General features: G+C 65.1%; 20 protein-coding genes, 1 tRNA gene, 1 pseudogene and 1 riboswitch. Of the genes and pseudogenes, 7 read left to right on the plus strand and 15 right to left on the minus strand.

Features of this window, described 5'->3' with window-relative positions; translation table 11 throughout:
- Nucleotides 1-28: 28 nt before the first annotated feature.
- The gene (locus tag D1F64_RS13730) at nucleotides 29-421 is read right to left on the minus strand and encodes a rhodanese-like domain-containing protein (RefSeq protein ID WP_162901734.1); all 393 of its coding nucleotides are present in this window, start codon (nucleotides 419-421) and stop codon (nucleotides 29-31) included.
- Between the two features lie 205 nt (nucleotides 422-626).
- Entirely contained in the window at nucleotides 627-758 is a 132-nt protein-coding gene (locus tag D1F64_RS25135; RefSeq protein WP_256372873.1) for a hypothetical protein, read from the minus strand.
- 315 nt (nucleotides 759-1,073) lie between these two features.
- On the opposite strand from D1F64_RS25135, the gene D1F64_RS13735 reads away from it, so the two are divergent.
- Together D1F64_RS13735 and D1F64_RS13740 are read left to right on the plus strand one after the other, a co-directional pair.
- A complete protein-coding gene (locus D1F64_RS13735; RefSeq protein WP_117412892.1) occupies nucleotides 1,074-1,775 on the plus strand; it encodes a DUF599 family protein in 702 nt (233 codons plus the stop codon).
- 343 nt (nucleotides 1,776-2,118) lie between these two features.
- Nucleotides 2,119-2,532 carry a hypothetical protein gene (locus D1F64_RS13740; RefSeq protein WP_117412893.1) on the plus strand — a complete coding sequence of 138 codons (414 nt, stop codon included), beginning with the start codon at nucleotides 2,119-2,121 and terminating at the stop codon, nucleotides 2,530-2,532.
- 156 nt (nucleotides 2,533-2,688) lie between these two features.
- On the opposite strand, the gene D1F64_RS13745 is transcribed toward D1F64_RS13740, so the two are convergent.
- From D1F64_RS13745 to D1F64_RS13760, 4 genes are all read right to left on the minus strand, one after another.
- Entirely contained in the window at nucleotides 2,689-3,045 is a 357-nt protein-coding gene (locus D1F64_RS13745) for a hypothetical protein (protein ID WP_117412894.1), read from the minus strand.
- Nucleotides 3,046-3,058: 13 nt separating this feature from the next.
- The gene (locus D1F64_RS13750; protein WP_117412895.1) at nucleotides 3,059-3,676 is read right to left on the minus strand and encodes an ATP-dependent Clp protease proteolytic subunit; all 618 of its coding nucleotides are present in this window, start codon (nucleotides 3,674-3,676) and stop codon (nucleotides 3,059-3,061) included.
- Between the two features lie 243 nt (nucleotides 3,677-3,919).
- On the minus strand, nucleotides 3,920-5,095 hold the full coding sequence (locus D1F64_RS13755; protein ID WP_117412896.1) for a GGDEF domain-containing protein: 1,176 nt from the start codon (nucleotides 5,093-5,095) through the stop codon (nucleotides 3,920-3,922).
- 152 nt (nucleotides 5,096-5,247) lie between these two features.
- On the minus strand, nucleotides 5,248-5,739 hold the full coding sequence (locus tag D1F64_RS13760; protein WP_117412897.1) for a lysozyme inhibitor LprI family protein: 492 nt from the start codon (nucleotides 5,737-5,739) through the stop codon (nucleotides 5,248-5,250).
- Nucleotides 5,740-6,457: 718 nt separating this feature from the next.
- Here D1F64_RS13760 and cobD point away from each other — a divergent pair.
- From cobD to D1F64_RS13775, 3 genes and pseudogenes are all read left to right on the plus strand, one after another.
- Nucleotides 6,458-7,591 carry a threonine-phosphate decarboxylase CobD gene (cobD, locus tag D1F64_RS13765; RefSeq protein WP_117412898.1) on the plus strand — a complete coding sequence of 378 codons (1,134 nt, stop codon included), beginning with the start codon at nucleotides 6,458-6,460 and terminating at the stop codon, nucleotides 7,589-7,591.
- Nucleotides 7,585-8,432: pseudogene (gene cbiB / locus D1F64_RS13770) on the plus strand (adenosylcobinamide-phosphate synthase CbiB); the annotation flags it as partial. The gene cobD and the pseudogene cbiB, both read left to right, overlap by 7 nt.
- Nucleotides 8,433-8,592: 160 nt before the next feature.
- Nucleotides 8,593-9,204 carry a DUF938 domain-containing protein gene (locus tag D1F64_RS13775; RefSeq protein WP_117412899.1) on the plus strand — a complete coding sequence of 204 codons (612 nt, stop codon included), beginning with the start codon at nucleotides 8,593-8,595 and terminating at the stop codon, nucleotides 9,202-9,204.
- On the opposite strand, the gene D1F64_RS13780 is transcribed toward D1F64_RS13775, so the two are convergent.
- The 9 genes from D1F64_RS13780 to D1F64_RS13820 form a co-directional block, all read right to left on the minus strand.
- Nucleotides 9,201-10,640: a cobyric acid synthase gene (locus D1F64_RS13780; RefSeq protein ID WP_117414603.1), complete on the minus strand. Its 1,440-nt coding sequence runs from the start codon at nucleotides 10,638-10,640 to the stop codon at nucleotides 9,201-9,203. The two genes, D1F64_RS13775 and D1F64_RS13780, sit on opposite strands and share 4 nt — an antisense overlap.
- A gap of 28 nt (nucleotides 10,641-10,668) precedes the next feature.
- Entirely contained in the window at nucleotides 10,669-10,965 is a 297-nt protein-coding gene (locus D1F64_RS13785; RefSeq protein WP_205470475.1) for a YrhK family protein, read from the minus strand.
- Nucleotides 10,966-11,212: 247 nt separating this feature from the next.
- Complete coding sequence (gene cobO, locus D1F64_RS13790) at nucleotides 11,213-11,839, minus strand: cob(I)yrinic acid a,c-diamide adenosyltransferase (protein ID WP_117412900.1); 627 nt, start codon at nucleotides 11,837-11,839, stop codon at nucleotides 11,213-11,215.
- Nucleotides 11,836-14,025 carry a cobaltochelatase subunit CobN gene (gene cobN / locus D1F64_RS13795; RefSeq protein ID WP_248304462.1) on the minus strand — a complete coding sequence of 730 codons (2,190 nt, stop codon included), beginning with the start codon at nucleotides 14,023-14,025 and terminating at the stop codon, nucleotides 11,836-11,838. Before cobN ends, cobO begins: the two co-directional genes overlap by 4 nt.
- Nucleotides 14,022-15,866 carry a cobaltochelatase subunit CobN gene (locus D1F64_RS24665; protein WP_117412902.1) on the minus strand — a complete coding sequence of 615 codons (1,845 nt, stop codon included), beginning with the start codon at nucleotides 15,864-15,866 and terminating at the stop codon, nucleotides 14,022-14,024. The genes cobN and D1F64_RS24665 overlap by 4 nt, the downstream gene beginning before the upstream one ends.
- 3 nt (nucleotides 15,867-15,869) lie before the next feature.
- The gene (cobW, locus tag D1F64_RS13805) at nucleotides 15,870-16,967 is read right to left on the minus strand and encodes a cobalamin biosynthesis protein CobW (RefSeq protein WP_117412903.1); all 1,098 of its coding nucleotides are present in this window, start codon (nucleotides 16,965-16,967) and stop codon (nucleotides 15,870-15,872) included.
- Between the two features lie 34 nt (nucleotides 16,968-17,001).
- Nucleotides 17,002-17,562 carry a bifunctional adenosylcobinamide kinase/adenosylcobinamide-phosphate guanylyltransferase gene (gene cobU, locus D1F64_RS13810; RefSeq protein WP_117412904.1) on the minus strand — a complete coding sequence of 187 codons (561 nt, stop codon included), beginning with the start codon at nucleotides 17,560-17,562 and terminating at the stop codon, nucleotides 17,002-17,004.
- Between the two features lie 9 nt (nucleotides 17,563-17,571).
- On the minus strand, nucleotides 17,572-18,306 hold the full coding sequence (locus tag D1F64_RS13815; RefSeq protein ID WP_117412905.1) for a CbtA family protein: 735 nt from the start codon (nucleotides 18,304-18,306) through the stop codon (nucleotides 17,572-17,574).
- A 29-nt stretch (nucleotides 18,307-18,335) separates the two neighbouring features.
- Nucleotides 18,336-18,554 carry a CbtB domain-containing protein gene (locus D1F64_RS13820; protein WP_117414605.1) on the minus strand — a complete coding sequence of 73 codons (219 nt, stop codon included), beginning with the start codon at nucleotides 18,552-18,554 and terminating at the stop codon, nucleotides 18,336-18,338.
- A 32-nt stretch (nucleotides 18,555-18,586) separates the two neighbouring features.
- Nucleotides 18,587-18,810: riboswitch (cobalamin riboswitch) on the minus strand.
- 252 nt (nucleotides 18,811-19,062) lie between these two features.
- Between D1F64_RS13820 and D1F64_RS13825 the strand changes: the two genes are divergently transcribed.
- Both D1F64_RS13825 and D1F64_RS13830 read left to right on the plus strand, forming a co-directional pair.
- Nucleotides 19,063-19,138 (plus strand) — tRNA-Asn (locus D1F64_RS13825).
- Between the two features lie 654 nt (nucleotides 19,139-19,792).
- Nucleotides 19,793-20,521 carry a hypothetical protein gene (locus tag D1F64_RS13830; protein WP_117412906.1) on the plus strand — a complete coding sequence of 243 codons (729 nt, stop codon included), beginning with the start codon at nucleotides 19,793-19,795 and terminating at the stop codon, nucleotides 20,519-20,521.
- The last annotated feature ends 610 nt before the right edge of the window (nucleotides 20,522-21,131 follow it).

Below are 21,131 nucleotides of genomic sequence, written 5' to 3' on the forward strand. Positions count from 1 at the left end.
TCGAGAATCTGGCAGCTTGAGACCCGCGCTACCGCTGTTCCGGCTTGTCCACCGGGCCGCCCGCGTCCCGCCAGGCGCCGAATCCGCCGGCGATATGCGCCACGTTTTCCAGCCCCATATCCTGCACGGCCTTGGTGGCCAGAGCCGAACGCAAGCCGCCGGCGCAGAAGAACACAAAGCGCTTGTCCTGGGAGAAGACCTCACGGTGATACGGGCTGTCTGGATCGACCCAGAATTCCAGCATGCCGCGCGGCGCGTGAACGGCACCCGGCACCTTGCCCTCGCGCGCCAGTTCGCGGATGTCGCGCAGATCGACAAGGACGACGCCCGGATCGCCCGAAAGCGCCAAAGCCTCGCCGGCACTCAACGTGACGATCTCGCGTTCGGCCTCTTCAACGAGATCCTTGTAGCCGCGCTTCATTGCCATTGCTGTTCCTTCCGATACGCCCACAACGAGCGAATATGGAAGCGAGTGTCGCGACTCGGCAATCGAATAACAAGGGTCCCGATCGACGCTCCTGGGAGCATCAGCACGCAAGCGCCTCGCGCAGAACGACAAAAGGCGCGGATTGCGCCGCGCCTTTCGCCAAATTCCCGGAATATTCTTGTCGCTATCGTGGTCGGTGTCAGCGCGCGACGAGCGTCGTCGCAGCAGGATCAAATCCACCAAACAGATACACGAGCATCAGAGCGCCTCCGAGGGTCAAGACCGTCCAGGTCATCACACCCCAGCAGGACTTCTGCGCATGATCGTCCATGAAACTCCTATCCGCATATGGCGCGCGCCTGGCCGGGAGAAACCGGCGCGCTTGTTTCCGTACAGCGATTTAACGCCATGGTAACGCTTTCGCAAGTGCGAACAAACCCGAAGCGCGGCCTTATGCACATGGCTGTCACGCTCCCTGTGCATAACCGGCGTCATGCTCCCGCGGTTCAGAACCCCGCGCAAACCAAGGGTTTTGACGCGTCCGGGCAAGCCGCCTTCCGCGCATGCGAGGGTCCTCAGAGAGGGCACGCCCTATGCCCCGAACCCGTTCCCGCGTATTGTTCATGCCCCTGATCGGATTGGCATCATGACTTCGCTCTCCCCCATCGACGCGGCCGCGCTGGGCTGGTTCCTTGTCTGCTGGACGGCCTTCAACTGGCTCGTTGGGCACAGCCGCTGGAAACACCGCACCCTGTCGCACACCATGGACGGCTATCGCCATGCCTGGATGCTGGCGATGCGCGAACGCCCGATGCGCATGGTGGATACCCAGATCATCTCCGGCTTGCAGCAGGGAACCGCCTTCTTCGCCTCCACCGCCCTGCTCGCACTGGGCGGCGGCTTCGCGATGCTCAATGCGACCGAGCGGGTGCTGGAACTCTACGCCGACCTGCCGTTTTCCATCGCCATGACCCGCGGCCAGTGGGAGGCAAAGGTCCTCGGCCTGATGATGATCTTCGCCTACACGTTCTTCAAGTTCGGCTGGGCCTACCGTCTGTTCAACTATTGCTCGATCCTGGTCGGCGCCGTGCCGCACGACACCACCCCGACCCCGCACGCGCTCGCGATGGCGGAAAAGGCAGCGGCCATGAACATTCTCGCCGGCCGTCACTTCAACCAGGGTCAGCGGGCGCTGTTCTTTTCCATCGGCTTCATGAGCTGGTTCGCCGGGCCGTTGCCGTTCGTCGCCGTCACAAGTTGCGTCACTTTGGTGCTCACACGCAGGCAGTTCTTCTCGAATGCGCTGGAGGCGGCGCGCACGCCGACTGGCGAGAACAACCAGGTCTAAGCCCAAACACGCCGTGGCGACCGTCCGGCGATCGCCACACCGCAGCACGCATGCTCACGACGCGCCTCCAGAGTTCGGACGCAATCGTGCAAGTGCGGAGCGGAATTCAAGAACCTTATAAAACCCATTGAAAGAAATAAAGTTTCAACAGCGCGAGTGGCCAACTTGACGCTATGACAACTAATTTACACGGAGGTGATATATCTCACAGTGAGATTGCCTCATACGGTGTTTTCCTTAGCGCGTTCCCAGCGTGCTGCCAGCGCATAGCGTCCCAGTCAGCGCCTTTCGAGACCAGCGCGTCGCCATCCCCGCGGCATCGCCGGGTCCGCACGCTGTCAACATGGTGGACATCGACAATGTGCCGGAGGACAGGATGACAATGGCGACGCTCTACTTCGAACTTGGCGGACTACCCGCCATGCGGACGACCGCACACGCGCTGTATGACCACTTGCGCGAGGACGCGCAGTTCGCCGATCGCGCGGCCCGGATCGGAAAGTCCGAACTGGTCGGCAGGCTCGAGGCCTTCCTCACATTCACGTTCGGGGGCTCACCCTATTACGAAGGTCAATCCCTGCGCACGGACTACAAGATCCTGCTGCAATCAGACCAGGAATTCGACCGTTTCTGCAATCTCATCCCCGCCGCCCTGCACTCGGTCCGAGCCTCGCTCGCGGCGCGTGACGACGCGATCACCGCCATCGAGCAAATGCGCAACGTCGTTCTCGACAAACCCGTTGCGCAACCTGCCTGACGCAACCGCCATCGGCCTCTTGATTCCACCCTGTGCTGCGACGACACGCGACGAAATTCACACGCAAAACGCAATGAACCGGGCGTTGCATCTGCGCCGCCCGGTTCATTGCATTGACACCATGTTCGACACCCGTCGGCGGGCCGACCCGCGGGCCTATCCAGGGGACAGCATCCGTCCATCCACATTGCCGACCAATCCGTCGGCCTCGATCTCGCACCAGCGGGTGTCGAGCAGGGCCCGCTGCTGATCCGGAGTCGCGTCCTGCCACGCTTGCGAGGGGATTGCCGGCTCACACCAAAGCACCCTGATGTCGCCGGTGCCACGCCGGACCGTCCCGATCGCCTGGGAATCCGGGTCCATTTCCAGACGCAGTTCGATATCCGACAAAGTGTGGAACGGCATCTCGTGTGGCGCGGGCGAAAACGCTTGCGCCGGGGCCGCGGAACCGACAAGGAAAGCTACAGCGCAGGCGGCTTTCACCGCCCGCGCTGTCGTGTACAACACGCGCATTGTCGTATCCGCGCTAGCCGAGTTCGGATGCCTGTGCGGCGATCTTGCCGACGAGACCGTACTTGATCGCCTCGTCGGGAGACATCCAGTAGTCCCGGTCGGTGTCCTTGTCGATCCGCTCGACCGGCTGCCCCGTGGCTTCGGAGAAGATCTTGTTCAGGCGATCCTTCATCTTCAGGATCTCGCGCGCCTGGATCTCGATATCGGTTGCCGGGCCGCCTGCGCCACCGGACGGTTGGTGCAGCAGAAAGCGGGTGTTCGGGGTGCAATAGCGATCCTCGAGCGGCACCGACACGAAAATCAGCGCGCCCGCGCTCGCCACCCAGCCCATGCCCAGCATGCGCACCTTCGGCACGATAAACTTGATGGTGTCGTGGATCATGTCGCCGGATTCCACGTGGCCGCCCGGCGAGGACACGATCACGGTGATCGGATCGTTCGAGACCTGTGCCAGCGCCATCAGCCGCGCGCAAACGTCCCGCGCCAACTCCATGGTGATCTGGCCCGTGATGAGAACGGTGCGTGCCTCAAACAGGTGTTTATCGACGGGGATCGACTGCTGCGTCTTGGTCTTTTCTTCATCCTCTTCCTCGTCGAGACGGGAGGGCGAAGTGGCGGCATAATCCTTCATGCGGGAATCCTGCTGTTGCGGGTGTTCAGCCGGCGAACCGGCGAAGCGTGCTTGTCATGCCCCATATCTAGGCCATGGCGCACGCCCTAGCAAACGCTCAAGTGGCAATTGTGGCGTCAAAGCCCAATCAACACCGGCGGGGTGACCAGCTGGTAAACGTCACATCCGCAACGCCGGCGCGGCACGATCCAGCACCCGCGACGGGTGGCGATCCGGCCTTACTGCCGCCGACACACACCGGCATCAGGAATGAGCGGCGAACGCCGGAGCGAGCCCGCCCAATTGAACCTGGTTCCTGCCCTGCTGCTTGGCGCCGTAAAGCGCCTCGTCCGCCTCCTGCATCAGGGCATCAAGCGCCGCCACGCCGCCGCGCGCGCAGGCGACACCGATGCTGACGGAGACCGGAATGACCTGTCCCGCGCGCACGATGCTCAGCTCGTCGACGGCCCGGCGCAACTCATCGGCAATACGGCAAGCCGTCGGTCCATCGACGTCGGGCAACATCGCCACAAATTCCTCGCCGCCAATACGACCGAACAGATCGCTCTTTCTCAACCGCCCGCCAATGGTCTCGCAGAACCGCAGCAGCACCATGTCACCGGCCTGGTGGCCGTGGGAATCGTTGATCGTCTTGAAGTGATCGAGATCGAACAGCAGCAAGGCGATGAAGCCGCCATCCTGCTGCACCCGGCTGATCTCCCGGTCGGCAAGGGTGAACACCGCCTTGCGGGTCAGAACGTTGGTCAGCGAATCGAACTCCGCCTCCTGGCGCAGCGCACGCATGGTGCGGTCGTTGTGCAGGGCGACGCCGAGCAGCGCGCCAATCATCAGGATGACAGAGGGAAAATACATCGACGCAGCGAAGCCGTTTCCCGCATTCATGATGTCATAGGGCAGGTCCGAGACCAGCGAGTAGATCCCGCGCACCGCATGCAGGCCGCCGTTGATCGCGAACAGTATGGCCAACCCCCTGCGCAGGAACGCACCGTCGTTGGCGCACCGCCAGAACTCGATGGCAACGGCCGACGAGTAGATCGCCGTCAGGCCGGAGATCAGCAGCATCCTGTTGCTGGTGTCGTCGTGAAGCGCGGGCACCTGGCTGGCGAACAGCCATATCGCGAGTGGCGCCAATGCGACGGGGACATACATTGGCCGCCCCGAGAAGCCACGAGAACCGTACCAGCCGGTTCCAAGTCCGAGCATCAGAAACCCGACCGCGACATCGATTGAAATCCAGTCGGGAATATATCCACGCGCCATGATCAGGGGAAACGCCGGCGCACGCACCAGAAAGCTGATCCCCCACCAGAAAAGTCCGACCTCCTGCCGGGTCGTGCGCCAGACCCAAAGCAAAGTAATGCCGACGAGAAAACACAGGGTGCCCAGCAGCAGCAGCAGGGTTGAAATATCAAGATTCATGGTAGCGGCGGAACCCACAGCGGCTGACGGAGGACGCCCCAAGCGCGCCAAGTTACGTAATCTGCCGGATAGAGATTATTGATGCGTAAACTTTATCAATTCCCGGTGGAAAAGCGACCGGCGCTGCCCGGAGAGACAACACAGCCGCGTGATCAGCGGCTTTTCAAGAGGTCGAGAATTTCCTGAAGGTCGATCGCGCGGCGCGCCGTCGCCCGCATGCCGCACAGGGCCATCGCGGGCTTGTAGGCCGTGCCGCCATCGTAATAGGCGATCGTGAAGGCGCAGGAGGTGTCGCGCCACTTGATCCACAAACGCTGCACGTCGCGCAGTTCAGTGCGGACCGGCTCGCCGAGAACGCGTCTCAGTTCCGAGTAGGCCGCGTTCAGCCGTTCGTCCCAGAACCTCTGCTCGCGGACGGCGCATGCGCTCATGCCCATCGTGTGCTGATTGTCGGGATGATCCATGCATGGGTCGGCGGCGGCGCCGATACACTGGTCGACCAGGGCGTTCATATCGTGCGCCGCCTCGATGCACGATTGCAGGTTGGAACGGTCCGCCGCCGTCGTTTCCAGAAAATTGTCCTGCGCCCGCGCTCCCGACGCAGCCGCAAGCGCCACCACGGCGCAAAGCAAAATCGACCGCATCAAAGCCTCCCGCGAGTCGTCAGCCGCCCCCGGCTTCAGTGGAGCAGCATAGCCGGGTCGGCCGCCAGTTCAACGGGTCCGAACGCATGGCCGGCGCATATCGGCGCCGGTACACCGGAAGGGATGTTGACCTGGCCATGTCGGAGCGTTTGGGGAGAGCATTAGGAGCTTGGAAAGCCGGCTCGCGAAGCGCGAAAGCACGCTTGCTTCACGACGCGCGTCATCCGCGTACCGGCCCTGGGCGACGGGGAACGGTGATACTATGCGACGGCGTTCTTGGGCGCGACGTCGGTGTCTTCCTCATCGGAGAGGCGCACGCACGGCACGGGACCGGACCCTGCGCCTATCGCGTCTACACCGAGATCCTGCTTGCAGGGACATTCCCTGATGGGGCGGATCATCACCACATGGGGGAACCAGAACCGATTCGGCGACTGCCAGCCTGAGCGGACACACCGAAGACGATTGGGGCAGTTCAGGCAGATGGATGACACCGGACTATTACAACCTCTGCGATCAGCGCCGACCACATGCAGTGAACGAATTCCTGCGAACGACATGGGCGGAACCTCTGGTTAATGCGACTCAAACCCTAACCGGCGAACCCCTCCCAGTCTGTTCGGTCGAATGCGGTCCGAACTACCCGCTACGTAGCGCACACATGCGAGCAAAAAAGCGCTAAAACACGGTGATTCACAGTGAGAATGGGACAACAGGGATGCGGCACGGCGGCGATTTGAGCGAGGCGGCGCGCCATTTCGGCGGCAGCCGAAACGATTGGCTCGACCTGTCGACGGGAATCAATCCCCATGCGTGGCAATGGCCCGAATCGCGCCACGGGACAACACATGCGCCAGGCGAACGGAACGCATCCGAAACGCCGCGAAACGGGCCGCAATTCACTCTTGCGGCGGACGCCTGGAGCACCCTCCCCGGCGACGCCGCGATGTCCTCCTTGCTGGACGCGGCGCGTGGCGCATATCGCGTGCCGGATGCGTTTGGCGTCACGGCCGCGCCCGGCACCGAATCCATCCTCGCGCGCCTGCCGACGATCGCGCCGCAGGGTGACGTCGTGGTGCTCTCGCCAACCTATTCCAGCCATGCCGGCTGCTGGCGCGGCGCGCATCGTCCGGTTCGCGAAATCCTGTCGCTGGACGAGATCGGCGCCGCCGACCGGATCGTGGTGCTGGTCAACCCCAACAATCCCGATGGCCGCAGCCTCGCGCCTGAAGCCCTGCTCGACGTCGCCCGCATGCTCGCCGCCCGTGACGGGCTGCTGATCATCGACGAGGCCTTCGCCGATGTCGCGCCGCAGACAAGCGTGCTGCCGCATGCCAGCACGACGCCTGTGGCCGTTCTGCGATCGTTCGGAAAGTTCTTCGGTCTCGCCGGATTGCGCCTCGGCTTCCTCGCGGGACCGCCTGCCCTGTGCGCAAGCCTGTCGGAGGCGATCGGCGGCTGGTCCGTCTCCGGCCCCGCGCTGGAGATCGGCGCCGCCGCATTGCGGGACACGGCGTGGCAGACAGAAATGCGCCAGACGCTGATCCGGGACAGCGCGGCGCTCGATGCCGTCCTCGCCCGGCATGGCCTGCCGATTGCCGGGGGCACGACGCTCTTCCGGCTGATCCGGCACGAACATGCCCATGCCCTGCACGCGGCACTGGCACGCCGGCACATCTGGACACGTGCCTTCGACTACGCGCCCCACTGGCTTCGCATCGGACTTCCGGGTACAGACGCAGCGCTGACGCGTTTCGACACGGCGTTGTCGCAATCCCTTGATGAACTGCCCCCGGCCGACGATCGGCGCCCGCCGCGGGCAGGCACCCGAACAGAAGACGCTTCATGCTGACTGGATCCGATGCCCTGTTGCTGCTGCTGGCCGCGCTGACTGTGGATGCCGTGATTGGCGATCCGGGCTGGCTGTGGCGTCGGCTGCCGCATCCGGTCGTCAACATTGGCCGACTGATTTCGGCGTTCGAGTTCCGCACCAACAGCGCTTCCCTTTTGCCTCACGTCCGCCGCGCAGCCGGCGTCCTCCTGGTGGCGGTGCTGGTCGGCGCGAGCATCGTGATCGGGCTTGTGATGGAACACCTGTTCCGGATGGTGCCGGGCGGCTCGGTGCTGATCGTGCTTGCTGCCTCCACGCTGATCGCCCAGCGAAGCCTTACCGTGCATGTCACCGCTGTCCGCGACGGGATGAACCATGGGATCGACGAGGCACGTCACGCGGTGTCGATGATCGTCGGGCGGGATCCCGAGAGTCTCGACGAGGCGGGCATCGCGCGAGCGGCAATTGAGTCCTGCGCGGAAAACTTCTCCGACGGCGTTGTCGCGCCCGCCTTCTGGTTCGCCATCGGAGGCCTGCCCGGCATCATCGCCTACAAGGCGATCAACACCGCCGACTCGATGATCGGCCACCGCTCGGAGCGCTATGAGGCGTTCGGCTGGGCGGCCGCCCGTTTGGACGATGTTCTCAATCTGGTCCCGGCACGGCTTTCAGGCGTCCTGATCGCCCTGAGCGCCCGGGTCGCACGCGGCAGCACGCGGGCCGCCTTCACGGCGATGGTGAACGACGCCCAGACCCACCGCTCCCCAATGCCGGCTGGCCCGAGGCTGCCATGGCGGGCGCTCTGGACGTGGCCCTGGCCGGGCCCCGTCACTACGGCACGCAGGTCGTGGACGACCCCTGGATGAATCCGGCGGGCCGCCCCGACGCCGATGCCAACGACATAACCCGCGCGGTGCGCGTCAACACGGCCGCATGGGTTCTGCTACTTGTCCTTATCGGATCCCTGGCCGCCCTCGTCTGGCGGCTGTAACGCGGGCCGGCTGCAAACACGGGGTACACTCATGCCGCTCGACAACAGTAACCCGCTCCCGTCCTCCCAGGCGGCGGAGAACAACAAGGAGCCGATCGCCGGCGTTCTCCGGGACGCCTTCGCGAATGTGAACACCGTGCTGGAAATCGCCAGCGGTACCGGCCAGCACGCGGTGCATATGGCCATCCGCATGCCGCACCTCACCTGGCAGCCCACGGATCTCGAGCCGAATCTGCCGGGGCTCGAGGCGCGTTTTGCGCGGGAACCGCGTGGCAACATCCGGCCGCCGCTCCTGCTCGACATCGGCGACCAGCCGTGGCCGGTCGAGAGCACGGAGGCGGTCTTCACCGCCAATTCGCTGCACATCGTCTCGTGGCCGCTGGTGGAAGCGTTCTTCAAGGGCGTCGGCCGCGTGCTCGCGCCGGGCGGCATGCTCGCCGTCTACGGCCCGTTCAAATACGGCGGCGCCTTCACAACGCCGAGCAACGCGCAGTTCGACGCCTATCTCCGATCGCGCGATCCGCAAGCCGGCATCCGCGATATCGAGGCTGTGGACGCATTGGCAAAAGCCCAAGAGCTGGAACTTGTCGCCGATCACGCCATGCCGGCCAACAACCAATTGCTGGTCTGGAAACGGACCTAGCGCGCCCGCGCGATCGCCAGCAGGGCATCGGTATCGACGCAAGCGGCCAGATGATCCGCCAGCGCGTCGAGCGCCGCCTCGACCCGCGCTTCATAGGCGACGCTCGACACCCCGCCAAGCGCGCCCAGATAGGCGGCGCGAAATCCGTCGGCGCCGAACAGCCCGTGCAGATAGGTGCCGCAAACAAGCCCGTCCGCCGAGGTTGCGCCATCCGTTTCGCCGCCGATCTCCAGCAGCGGCCGCGCGCAGTCCGGCCCCGTCGTGCGGCCGAGATGAATTTCATAACCCTCAACGCTGGCACCGCTTGCCACGTGTGTTCCGTGCGTCAGGGTGAGCCGCTTATCACCGCCAAGAACGGTCTCCACGTCGAGCAAGCCGAGCCCCTCGACAGATCCGGCCGCGCCCTCGATGCCGTCCGGATCGTCGATGGTTCGGCCCAGCATCTGGTAGCCGCCGCACAGGCCGATCACGCGGCCGCCGCGCCGCACGTGCGCGATCAGATCGATGTCCCAGCCCTGCGCGCGAAAATAGGCGAGGTCACCGATGGTGGATTTCGATCCGGGCAACAGCACCAGATCCGCGTCACCGGGCAGCGGCTCACCGGCCCGTACCAGCACCAGATCGACATCCGGTTCCATGCGCAGCGGATCGAGATCATCGAAATTCGCGATGCGGCCGATCACCGGCACGGCGACCTTGAGAGCCGCGCCCGATGCCCCGCCGCCCTCCAGCCCCAGCGCATCCTCGGCTGGAAGCTCGCCGGCGCGGTCGAACCACGGGATCACGCCAAGCGCCGCCCAGCCCGTGCGCAGCGCAATCTCTGCCTCACCTTCAGAAAACAGCGCAACATCACCGCGGAAGCGGTTGATCAGAAAGCCTTTGATTCGATCCCGCTCACCGGGCTCCAGCACCGTGTGCGTGCCGACCAGCGAGGCGATGACGCCGCCGCGATCGATGTCGCCCACCAGCACCACCGGCACGTCGGCCGCGTCCGCAAACCCCATGTTGGCGATATCACCGGAGCGCAGGTTGGTCTCGGCCGGGCTGCCCGCGCCCTCGATGAGCACCAGATCGGCCTCCCCTTCGAGGATCGCAAAACTCTCGAGAACCTTTGGCAGCAGCTCGGCCTTGTGCCGCCCGTATTCCTCGGCCCGCATGGTGCCGTGACGCCTGCCCTGCACGATCACCTGCGCGCCGGTGTCGGTCTCGGGTTTGAGCAGCACCGGGTTCATGTGCACCGACAGCGGCACGCATGCCGCGCGCGCCTGCAGCGCCTGCGCCCGGCCGATCTCGCCGCCGTCCTCGGTCACCGCGGCGTTGTTGGACATGTTCTGCGGCTTGAACGGCATGACCTTGAGCCCGCGCCGAACAAACAGACGGCACAGGCCCGCCACGACGACGCTCTTGCCGACATTGGAGCCGGTGCCCTGGATCATCAGCGCGGGCGTCTTGACCGCGTCCGCGTCAGTCGTCGTTGCCACGCAAGGCCTCCGGGACGATCTTGTCGGGCGCCTTAATACTGACCAGCCGGATTTCCATCACCAGGCGTATGGCCGGGCGGATCCCGAACAGGATCGAGCCGATCAGAAACAGCCACGTGCCGGCGAACATCAAAGACTCGTAGAAGAAGAAGATGCTGCCGATGATGAAGGCGACGGCCGCCAGGAACTCCACCAGCGTCCGCGTCATCTCGTAGCGGGTCACCGTATCGCGATGCTCATCGGAGCGATCACGCAGGGTTTGGTCAAAAAGTTTCGGCACGGGCGTCTCCTGTTGCGGGTGTGGCGACACGGTCACCCCGGTTGTCGTTCCGGCCGAGCATCACCGGATTGTCATCCCGGGCGAGCATCGCGAGACCCGGGACCCAGTAGCCATTGGATTCTCGGCTCACGCGCCCATTCGTGCGGCGATAGCGTGGCCTGCGCGATGGCTCAACGGCTACTGGGTCCCGGGGCTCGCGCTTCGGCCGGGATGACAATCGAGAGGCGCGACCGGCTCCGCCTCCCCCCTAAAACTCGATGCCTTCCTGCGGCTTCACGCCGGAGCGGAAGGGATGCTTGATCTGCGTCATCTCGGTGACCAGATCCGCGATCTCGATCAACTCGTCCTTGGCGTTGCGCCCGGTGATGACGACATGCACGTCGTCGGGCTTCTCGGTCTTGAGGAACTCCACCACCTCGTTGATGTCGAGATAGTCATAGCGCAGCACGATGTTGAGCTCATCGAGCAGCACCAGCCGGTGCTCGCGCGAGGTGATCAATTGCTTGGCCATTTCCCAAGCCTCGCGCGCGGCGGCGATGTCGCGCTGCCGGTCCTGGGTCTCCCAGGTAAAACCGTCGCCCATCCGCTTGAGCGTCACCAGATCGTCGAAACGGCCCAGCGCCATGCGCTCGCCGGTGTCGATACGGCCCTTGACGAACTGCACGATGGCCACCTTGTGGCCGTGGCCGAGCGAGCGGAACACCATGCCGAAGCCGGCGGTCGACTTGCCCTTGCCCTTGCCGGTGTGGACGATCAGCAGCCCCTTCTCGATCGTCTTGGTGGCCATGATCTTGTCGCGCGCGGCCTTCTTCTTTTTCATCTTCTCCGCGTGGCGCGCATTGAGTTCCTCCTCGGTCATGTCCTGCTTGCTCATGAGCCTGTCTCCTTGGGTGTGGCGCGCGCCAGCGCGCTCAACTGATCATAGGCGCTGTTGGACCGCGGCCTCCAGAGGCCGCGGTCGACGGCGTCCTTCAGACGTTCGGCAATTTCGGCGAGCGCCGCCGGGTTCGCATCGGCAATGAAATCACGCACGACCGCGTCTTCCAGATAGGCCGCGTGCAGCTGGTCGAAATGATGATCTTTCACCGCGCGCGTGGTCGCGGCGAAAGCATAGAGATAGTCAACCGTGGCGGCGATCTCGAAGGCGCCCTTGTAGCCGTGCCGCATCACGCCGGCGATCCATTTGGGGTTGGCCGCTCGCCCACGCACCACCCGGGCGATCTCCTCGTCCAGCGTGCGGATCACCGGGCGCTCGGGCCGCGAGTGATCGTTGTGGAAGACCCGCGGCGCCTCCCCCTTCAGCGTCTCGATGCTGGCCGCCAGCCCGCCCTCGAACTGGTAGTAGTCGTCGCTATCCAGCAGATCGTGCTCGCGGTTGTCCTGGTTCTGCACCACGGCGTCCGTCTGGCGCAGCCGGCTCTCGAGTTCCGGGCGGGCGTCGGCGCCTTGCTCACCACCGCCATAGGCATAGGACCCCCAGGTCAGGAAGGCCTCGGCGAAATCGCCGCGTTCCTCCCAAATTCCCTCGTCGATCAGCGCCTGCAACCCCGCGCCATAGGCGCCGGGGCGCGATCCGAACACCCGGAACGCCGCCCGATGGCGCGCAAGGCCTTCCTCCATGCCCCCGTCCGCAAGCAGCATCGCGTCGGCACGCACGCGGGTCGCGATCGGGTTCGCGTCCTCCGGCTCGTCGAGATCCGCGATGGCGCGCAAGGCGCTGTCGAAAAGATCGATCTGGTGCGGAAAGGCGTCGCGGAAGAATCCGGAAATCCGCAAGGTCACGTCGACGCGCGGCCGCCCGAGCTTGGAAAGCGGCACGATCTCGAAGCCGGTGACGCGCCCCGAACCGGCTTCCCAGACGGGTGTCGCGCCGATCAGCGCCAGCGCCTGCGCGATGTCGTCGCCACCCGTGCGCATGTTCGATGTGCCCCAGGCTGTGAGCGCGATGGCTTGCGGCCAGGCGCCCTCTTCCTGGAAATAGCGCTCCACCAGCCGCTCGGCGGAAAGCTGTCCCAGCGCCCAGGCGGTCTCGCTGGGAACGGCGCGCACGTCGACGGAATAGAAGTTGCGGCCCGTCGGCAGCACGTCCGGACGCCCGCGTGTCGGCGCACCCGACGGCCCCGGCGCGACAAAGCGCCCGTCGAGCGCATTGAGAACGGCGGAAATCTCCGCAGGGCCAGAGGCTTGTACCCGGGTCTTCAGAGTATCGTTGATGCCGTCCACGACCGCCTGCGTGCGCGGACCGGGCACGGATGCGGCACCGTCTACCAGCCGCAGCGCCAGCATCTCGATGCGCTCCACCGTGTCGCCCGCCGTACGCCACACGTCGTCTGCGACTTCGGCAAGTGCGCCCGGACGCGGCCCCGGCCATGGGTCCGCCATCTCGCAATCCAGCGGATCGAAGGAAAAGCCGGTATCGGACGGGGCGTCCCCCTCACCCCAACCCTCTCCCCGACGGGGAGAGGGAGCAGAGGCATCCGTCGTGAGGCTGTGTTCCGAACCACCAGCGCGGCCGCCTTTCGTCTCCGCGGCGGCGCGGCCTTCCTCTTTCTCGGCGGCGAGCCCTTCCTTCTCCCCTGCGGGGAGAAGGTGGCCCGCAGGACCAGATGAGGGCGCACTTCCATTCCCGCCGGCGCCCGGCAACGCTGCCGCCGCCATCAGTCCCAGATCCTGCGCGATGGCCCGCTGCAGCGAGGCCTCGCCGGGCGCAGAGCCGCGGGGCACGCGGGCAAGCGCGGCCAGCAGGTCGCGCAGCAGATGGCCTTGGGGCGACTGTCCCAGCACATGCAGTCCGTCGCGAATCTGCAGCTCCTTCAAGTCGCACAGATGCGCGTCGATCCGCGTCAGCTTCAACGTGCGGTCCATCTCGCGAGTGATGCCCACATCCACATCAAGCCCGTGGCGCGCGGCGAGCTGGAAGATGTCGTCCTCGAGACGCTTCATGCGCCGGGGATCGACCCCGGCCGCGAGATAATATTCGTCCAGCAGCACCTCCAGCTCCGCGCCCACACCGTGGCTCTCGGCCCGGGTCAGCGGCGGCGTCAGGTGATCGATGATCACGGCGGAGGTGCGGCGCTTGGCCTGCGCCCCTCGCCCGGATCGTTGACGATGAACGGATAGATATTGGGCACGGGCCCGAGCACGGCTTCGGGATAGCAGTCCTCGCTGAGCGCCAGCGCCTTGCCCGGCAGCCATTCCAGGTTGCCGTGCTTGCCCACATGGATCACCGCGTGGATGCCGAAGGCGTCGCGCAGCCACATGTAGAAGGCGAAATAATTGTGCGGCGGCACCAGGTCGGGCGCGTGGTAGGTTTCCTTGGGATCGATGTTATAGCCACGCGCCGGCTGTATGCCGACGACCGCATTGCCGAAGCGGTGGATGGCGAGATGAAACGCGCCGTCACGCACGAACGGATCATCTTCCGGCGCGCCCCAGCGCTCCGAAACGCCCGCGCGCACCGCCCTCGGAAGACGCGAAAACAGCTCCGCATAATCCTGTAGGGTCAGCGAAACGGTTTCGTTTCGAGCCCCGGACGCGCTTTCAGGCCCCGATGATCCTTTCGCAGCCGTTCCGATCGCATTGGTCTGCCCCGTGAGCAGAACATCCATCAGTGCGGACGAATTTTCCGGAATGCTTTCAAGCGCATAGCCCGCATCCGCCATGGCCCGCAGAATGCCGGCGGCCGAGGCCGGCGTGTCCAGCCCGACGCCGTTGGCGATGCGGCCGTCCTTGTTGGGATAGTTGGCCAGCACCAGCGCCACCTTGCGCTCGCTTGCCGCCACACGGCCCAACCGTGTCCAGTTGCGCGCAAGCTCCGCGACAAACCGCACCCGATCAGACTTCGGCACGAAGCGAACCGGCCGGCTCTGGGTCAACGGGTCCTGATCGCCCGCCTCCTTGAAGGAGATCGCGCGGGACAGGATGCGGCCGTCGAGTTCGGGCAGCACCACGTGCATGGCGAGATCACGAATGCCCAGGCCCCGGTCGCTTTCCGCCCAGCCCTCTTCCGAGGCGCTTGAGAACACCACCTGCAGCACCGGCCTGCCCGGCGCGTCGAGCACCGTCGGCTGATGCACAGCGCCGGCCTTGGACAGGGCGAAGGCGGTGGCATTGAGCACCACGTCCGGCGGTTGGGTTTCAAAAAGCCCGGACAGGATCGCCGCCGAGGACGGGTCCTTCAGCGAGGAGACGAAGACCGGCAGCGCGTTGACGCCGGCCTCGCCGAGCGCCTCGATCAGGCTTGCCACCGGCGCGGTCGCGGCGCCTTGCACCAGAGAGCGGTAGAACACGATGGCCGCTGTCGGGCGCGCCGGGTCCACCCATGCCCCCTTCAGATCGTCGAGCGCCGGCCGGCCGATGTCGGGCCACCACAGGCCCGCCTTGGGCAGCGGCCGCGGCGGCGGAGGGGCGTCGGTCTTGCCGATCAGATACGCGGCAAAGCACAGCGCGTTGGCAAGATTGTCCGCGTCGCCCTCCACGCAGTAGCGCCACAGCCGCTCGGCGTCATCGGGGGCAACCGTCGAATGCGCAGCGAGCGACGCGTCCCACTTGTCATCACCCGGAACCACCGCCAGCGCGATGCCCTGCCCGCGCGCCAACGCCACCACACGCTCCAGCCCGTAGTCCCAGTAGCCCTTGCCGCCGAGCAGCCGGATGAGGATCAGTTTGGCGCCCGCCAGCGTCTTCTCGGCATAGAGATCGACAGAGTACGGATGGCTCAACGCCATCAGGCTGGCGAGACGCAGCGTGGCGACGCCATCAAGCCGATGGGCGGCTTGCGCGAAACCGGCAAGCTCGGTGTCGGCGGCGGACAGCACGATGATGTCGCCGGGCGACTGCCCGAGATCGACGGCGTCGTCACCCTCGTCGATGCGTCGCGTCTGGGCCGCCGGAATGTGCATGGGTCAGCCGGCCGCCCGAAGGGCCCCGCCCAGCAAGGCCTCGATCTTGCCGCGCTCCAACCCCTTCAAGCCGATCACCACGAGGCTCGCCGCCTTGCCGCTCTCCATTGGCGCACCGAACCAGGTCTCCACACGCGGCCCCACGGCCTGAATCATGGCGGGCGCCGGCCTGCCGTCCACGCTCATGTGCCCCTTGACCCGCAGCACGCCGGTCAGCGTCATCACCGCCGCGATGCGCGCCTTCGCGTCGGCCAGCGAGGCAACGGAGCCGGCGCGCATGACAAAACTCTCGAAATCGTCATGGTGGTGATGGTCGTGGTGATCGTCATCATGCTCATGGTCATGATCGTCGTGATCGTCGTCGTGGTGATGATCGTGATGCGCCTTGCGCGTGTCCATGTCGTCTTCGGCCGCCGACGCCAGGCCCAGCAGCACGTCGGCCGGGATCTTGCCCAGCCGCGCGTGCAGCCGCGTCACGCCGGGCCGCGCGTCCTCCGCCACCCGCGCCTCGACCCGCGCCATCGCAGCCTCATCGATGAGGTCCGCCTTCGCCAGCACGATGAGGTCGGCGCAGCGCAACTGGTCCTCGAACAGCTCTTCCACCGGACTGTCGTGATCCATGGCCTCGTCGGCCGCGCGCTGACGCGCAACCGCCTCTTCGTCCATGGCCACGTGCCCGTCGGCGACCGCCGCCGAGTCCACCACGGTGATCACCCCGTCGACCGTGACCCGATTACGCACGCTGGGCCACTGGAAAGCGCTCACCAGCGGTTGCGGCAGCGCCAGCCCCGATGTCTCGATGACGATGTGATCCGGCGCGGGATTGCGGGCGAGCAGCGCCTCCATGGTGGGCAGGAAATCCTCGGCCACGGTGCAGCAGATGCAGCCATTGGTCAGTTCCACCACCTCGTCCGCCTCACAGCCCGGCACACCGCAGTCGCGCAGCCGGTCGCCGTCGAATCCCATGTCGCCGAACTCGTTGACGATCAGCGCGATGCGCCGGCCGTTCGCCGTCTCAAGAAGATTGCGCACCAGCGTGGTCTTGCCCGCGCCGAGAAAGCCGGTGACGATCGTGGCGGGAATTTTCGTTCCAAAGCTCATCGGGCACGACTCATGTCAGTTCCAGAATCACGCCCTACAGGCGGATGTCCGGATAGGGAGAAGGTTTCAGCAGCAGGGGCTGGCCGGCGGCGACGAAGATCACCCGGCCGCACATCTGCGCCATGGATTGATTGAGGCGGCCTTGCGCGTCGCGAAAGTCCCGCGCCATGCGGTTGTCCGGCACGATACCCATGCCGACTTCATTGGAGACGAACACCACCGGACCATCGAGCGCCCGCACCGCCTCGGCCAGCGCCGCCGTCTCCCTGTCGAGATCACGCTCGGCGACCATCAGATTGGACAGCCACAGGGTCAGGCAGTCGACCAACACCGCTCGCCCCGGCTTCGCATGTTCTGAAAGCACACGCGTCAGTGCCAGCGGCTCCTCGATCGTTCGCCAGCCGGCACCCCGGCGGCCGCGATGCGTTTCGATGCGCTCCCGCATCTCGCCGTCGCCCGCCTGCGCGGTGGCGATATAGACCAGCTCGAGGCCGCTCCGCTTCACCAGGTCTTCGGCGAACGCGCTCTTTCCGGAGCGCGCACCGCCCAGGACCAAAGTCCCGGGCGGCACGCTCTTTTGTGTTGTGAGGGACATCGCACGGCCTCAGACGGGCTGACGCTGGCCATCCATCCGCTGCATCAGCAGCCCCGCCAGCGAGCCGAGGACTGCCCAGAAGACAGCGCTCGTGGCCAGCGATGCGGCTGCGAAATGCCCCGCGAGTTCCGCGGGCGCGGTGGACGCGTAACCACCCGGATGCGGTGCGCCGAGAATATGCGGCAGGGCGATCAGGGCGATGCCCGCCGCCAGCCACAACCGGCTTCCCGACAGCAGCATCGCGGCCAGACCCATAGCCGTCGCGATCACCGTGCCCGTCCACCAGATCTGGCGGGACACCAGTTCGGCGGCCGCGCTTCCAGGGAGTTCGGGCGGCAGACCAAGCGCCGGCGCAAGAGCGAAGGCGACAAAGCCGGCGGCGCCCCAGGCGAGTCCGGAACGGGCCGTGACAGGTCCGCCCTTGAGCGCCATGGCGGCGACCAGCAGCAACGCGAAGCCGACGCCGGTGAGCACGGCTGCGAGCGACGAATAAAGCGTACGCTCCAGCCCTCCGGCCGGCGCCCATTCCGCGCCCTCGTGGGATTCGCCGTGAATAAACAGTACCAGCGCGGGTTCGTCCACGATGTAGGTGGCGGGCATAAGGGAGGGTGTTTGCAGTCCGGCGGTCTCATAGACCTCGGCATGCAGAATGATGGGTGTCGTCAGGAAAACCTGCAACACGGCGAGGACCAGACCTGCAGCGCATCCCGCGCCCAGAGCCGGCCAAACAAGTCTTGCGAACATGATTGCGCGGTCCTTTCGGACCAACCCGCTCAGTGGCAGGGGAAGCCGACGGCATGACGGGTGTCATGCGCAGCGTTGTGCAGGCTTGTCGAATGCGCGAAGCCGACGCCGAAGACGATGAAGGCGCCGAGCAGAGCGGTCGCCAAAATCATCGGCAGGGCCGCGGCGCGATCGGACACCTGCGTGCCGGACACGCTGGCGGCTTGGACGCCCGCGATCTTGGACTTGTAGGAATTCGAACCGGTCATGTGCATATCCTCTTGGCCGTCCACCCGACGGCGGGTTGCTCTCACGTTCCGGCTGGTCTCCTGGCTCACGGGTCGCCGCTCCATTCGTGCCTTCCCGAAGACGCGTGCCTTCAGTGGCGATTACGAGGAGCTCACCGTTTACAGTTGCGGGGGCAGCTGCGGCATTGGAATCCCGACACGGGTCGTTCCTCACCGCATTCCCATTTGATCCCCAGGGCTTTGCCCGGAACGGGGAACCAGAACACCCACTTTGTAGGCTGTTCGCGGCGATGGCTCAAGCCCCCGTATGGTGATCGGTGCTCCGGCCGGGAAAACACCGACGGCAAAGCACCGGCGCCGGTTTTCCACATCGCGCGGAAGCCGCGATAGCGCGGCGTTTCGCCCGCCCGCCGCGCCTTCGTCCCGCAAGCGCTTGCGGATCGGGCCACTTTTTCCTACATCGGGGCTTGGCAAGCGCAATCGGCGTTGATATAGCCACATCCATCGACGCCCCGCGGGGCAGTCCTGGTCCCCGATAGCTCAGTTGGTAGAGCATTCGACTGTTAATCGAATTGTCGCAGGTTCGAGCCCTGCTCGGGGAGCCAACTTCTTTCCCTCATCGACATCCGTTCCCTCGCGGCGCGCCTCGCCCAATCGGGACCGACGGGGTCTGCCCCCATCTCCGGCACTCACATCAACGTGATAGCGCTGAAAAACGCCCGCCATTGCGCGGCGTTCCGCCAAGCTGCGCCGGAATCGAAAACCGGATTGGTATCAGGACACTGCCGCCACATCTGGACGTGCCGATCGAGGATACTTATCTGCAGTTAACGCAGTGTCAGTTTTCTAAGACAAGCCAAACAAAGCGTAAAACTACGACTGGTTCAAATTCGAAGCACAGTCTTATGATTTAAATCACAGTTCTCGCGGTAGAGTTCATCATAATAGATGACAAGGGCATGGGGTCGCATAGCGGACCACCATGCAGCCTACGGATGCCGCTAAATCGGGAGCAAATGTTCCGACGAGACATCCGAATACACGCATATGTATGACAGGCACAAAGAAGAAACCTGTTTACGGACAGGTCATCCCGACAGGAATTCCGCAGCGGCACAGCCGTCAAGGGATCGGGAACCAAACGTCCGGCAATGCGTTAACGATTGACTGAAGGTTCGGCGGTTTCGCAAGCACACGCGACCTTGAAACCACACGGACATGAGACGATGCGCGATCCCGCGCCTGCCAGGGAGGCAGACATGACGTGGAATTCAGTTGGCTTCGACGCCAATGGCTCGGCCATGCGCCCCGCCACCCCTATACCCGGCAATCACAAGCGCCGTCCGGCGCTACGCTCGCTCGCCTTCGGCGCGAGCATGATCGCCATGACCTTCGCGGTGCCCGCCGGCGCCGAGCAGCAGAACACAGCTCCAGATACCGTGGCCTCGACGGCCGCCGTCGTGGAGACGCCGACGAACCCGACCATGCGCACCGACCGGCTGGCGGTCACCGTCGCCAAGGTCGCCAATCAAAATGGCATCGTCGGAGAACCCGGCGACGACATGGACATCTGGGTCGGCGAAGTCGAGGTGAAGGGGCGCAAGACCGTCTGGGTCGAATTGATCGACCGCTATGGCGAGGTCATCTACGACGCCGAGGTCGCCAAGAACGAAACACACCTGCTGCCCGACGGCCGCGCCATCGTCGTTCGCGCCGTGGACACGGATGCACCCGTTGTCGCCAAGGCCGACAGCGAGCGCGTGCAAAGCGACGCACGGCTGGTGATCACGCGCCGCGTCGTCGACGAAGGCGAGCGCGCGACGTCGGTCGAGTTCCTGGAGGTCAATCCGCGCGAAAAGCCGGATGCGATGGTTGCCGTTGGCAATGTTGGCACCCGGATCTGGAACGCGGTGGCCAACCTGTTTTCGACCGCGGCCAGCAACGTGCGTTATGCTTTCGGCTGGATCGTGAGCGCGCTGACCGCCTAGAGCAAATCCAGGATAAGTGGATACCGGTTGTCCGTCCGGATTTGCGCCAAAACAAGGACTTGGAGCAAAGATCCGATTCTGTAAGAAACGGATCTGCTCTAGGCGTGCACCCGGAAAACCCAGTGCGGCCCGAACGGGGCCGCACGTGATGGCCGGAGACGGCCGCACCGTGCGCCGTCGGCACCTTCCGGTCCATGCATCGCGATTGCCGCGATGCCGTGATGGCTGAGTTTCAGAATGCGTTTTGAGACAAATTGATTTCAACCCGAGACGCGCCCCGAAACGCACCAATGGGCGCGCAAGCCGCAAGACGGCCGATCACTCCCCTCTCCCCGCGTCCGAACGCACGGTTCGAGCGCGTCCTCCCCGACCCTGGAACTCCTCCCAGGAACTGGCCGGCGGGATGCTGATCCCCTGGCCATTTTTTTGTTCCGGTCTCCCAAGTCGCAGGCACGACGCCCGATACCTGTGTTTGCCGGATTCATGTGCAGAATTTTCCGAAAAACGGCGCCGACGCGCAAATGCCGTCGCTTGAATGCGGCTCCGCGCGCTTGTAGCGTGACGCCGCCGCCCGTGGGCATGACCCCGATCCAACGCGATCCGGTTTCAG

The sequence above is a fragment of the Breoghania sp. L-A4 genome (assembly GCF_003432385.1).
Taxonomy (GTDB): Bacteria; Pseudomonadota; Alphaproteobacteria; order Rhizobiales; family Stappiaceae; genus Breoghania.

Excerpts from the sequence above, each read along its gene's own strand:
- D1F64_RS13730 (WP_162901734.1), bottom strand. The coding sequence starts at position 421 with ATGAAGCGCGGCTACAAGGATCTCGTTGAAGAGGCCGAACGCGAGATC.
- D1F64_RS25135 (WP_256372873.1), bottom strand. The coding sequence starts at position 758 with ATGGACGATCATGCGCAGAAGTCCTGCTGGGGTGTGATGACCTGGACG.
- D1F64_RS13735 (WP_117412892.1), top strand. The coding sequence starts at position 1,074 with ATGACTTCGCTCTCCCCCATCGACGCGGCCGCGCTGGGCTGGTTCCTT.
- D1F64_RS13740 (WP_117412893.1), top strand. The coding sequence starts at position 2,119 with ATGGTGGACATCGACAATGTGCCGGAGGACAGGATGACAATGGCGACG.
- D1F64_RS13745 (WP_117412894.1), bottom strand. The coding sequence starts at position 3,045 with ATGCGCGTGTTGTACACGACAGCGCGGGCGGTGAAAGCCGCCTGCGCT.
- D1F64_RS13750 (WP_117412895.1), bottom strand. The coding sequence starts at position 3,676 with ATGAAGGATTATGCCGCCACTTCGCCCTCCCGTCTCGACGAGGAAGAG.
- D1F64_RS13755 (WP_117412896.1), bottom strand. The coding sequence starts at position 5,095 with ATGAATCTTGATATTTCAACCCTGCTGCTGCTGCTGGGCACCCTGTGT.
- D1F64_RS13760 (WP_117412897.1), bottom strand. The coding sequence starts at position 5,739 with ATGCGGTCGATTTTGCTTTGCGCCGTGGTGGCGCTTGCGGCTGCGTCG.
- cobD (WP_117412898.1), top strand. The coding sequence starts at position 6,458 with ATGCGGCACGGCGGCGATTTGAGCGAGGCGGCGCGCCATTTCGGCGGC.
- D1F64_RS13775 (WP_117412899.1), top strand. The coding sequence starts at position 8,593 with ATGCCGCTCGACAACAGTAACCCGCTCCCGTCCTCCCAGGCGGCGGAG.
- D1F64_RS13780 (WP_117414603.1), bottom strand. The coding sequence starts at position 10,640 with ATGATCCAGGGCACCGGCTCCAATGTCGGCAAGAGCGTCGTCGTGGCG.
- cobO (WP_117412900.1), bottom strand. The coding sequence starts at position 11,839 with ATGAGCAAGCAGGACATGACCGAGGAGGAACTCAATGCGCGCCACGCG.
- D1F64_RS24665 (WP_117412902.1), bottom strand. The coding sequence starts at position 15,866 with ATGCACATTCCGGCGGCCCAGACGCGACGCATCGACGAGGGTGACGAC.
- cobW (WP_117412903.1), bottom strand. The coding sequence starts at position 16,967 with ATGAGCTTTGGAACGAAAATTCCCGCCACGATCGTCACCGGCTTTCTC.
- cobU (WP_117412904.1), bottom strand. The coding sequence starts at position 17,562 with ATGTCCCTCACAACACAAAAGAGCGTGCCGCCCGGGACTTTGGTCCTG.
- D1F64_RS13815 (WP_117412905.1), bottom strand. The coding sequence starts at position 18,306 with ATGTTCGCAAGACTTGTTTGGCCGGCTCTGGGCGCGGGATGCGCTGCA.
- D1F64_RS13820 (WP_117414605.1), bottom strand. The coding sequence starts at position 18,554 with ATGACCGGTTCGAATTCCTACAAGTCCAAGATCGCGGGCGTCCAAGCC.
- D1F64_RS13830 (WP_117412906.1), top strand. The coding sequence starts at position 19,793 with ATGACGTGGAATTCAGTTGGCTTCGACGCCAATGGCTCGGCCATGCGC.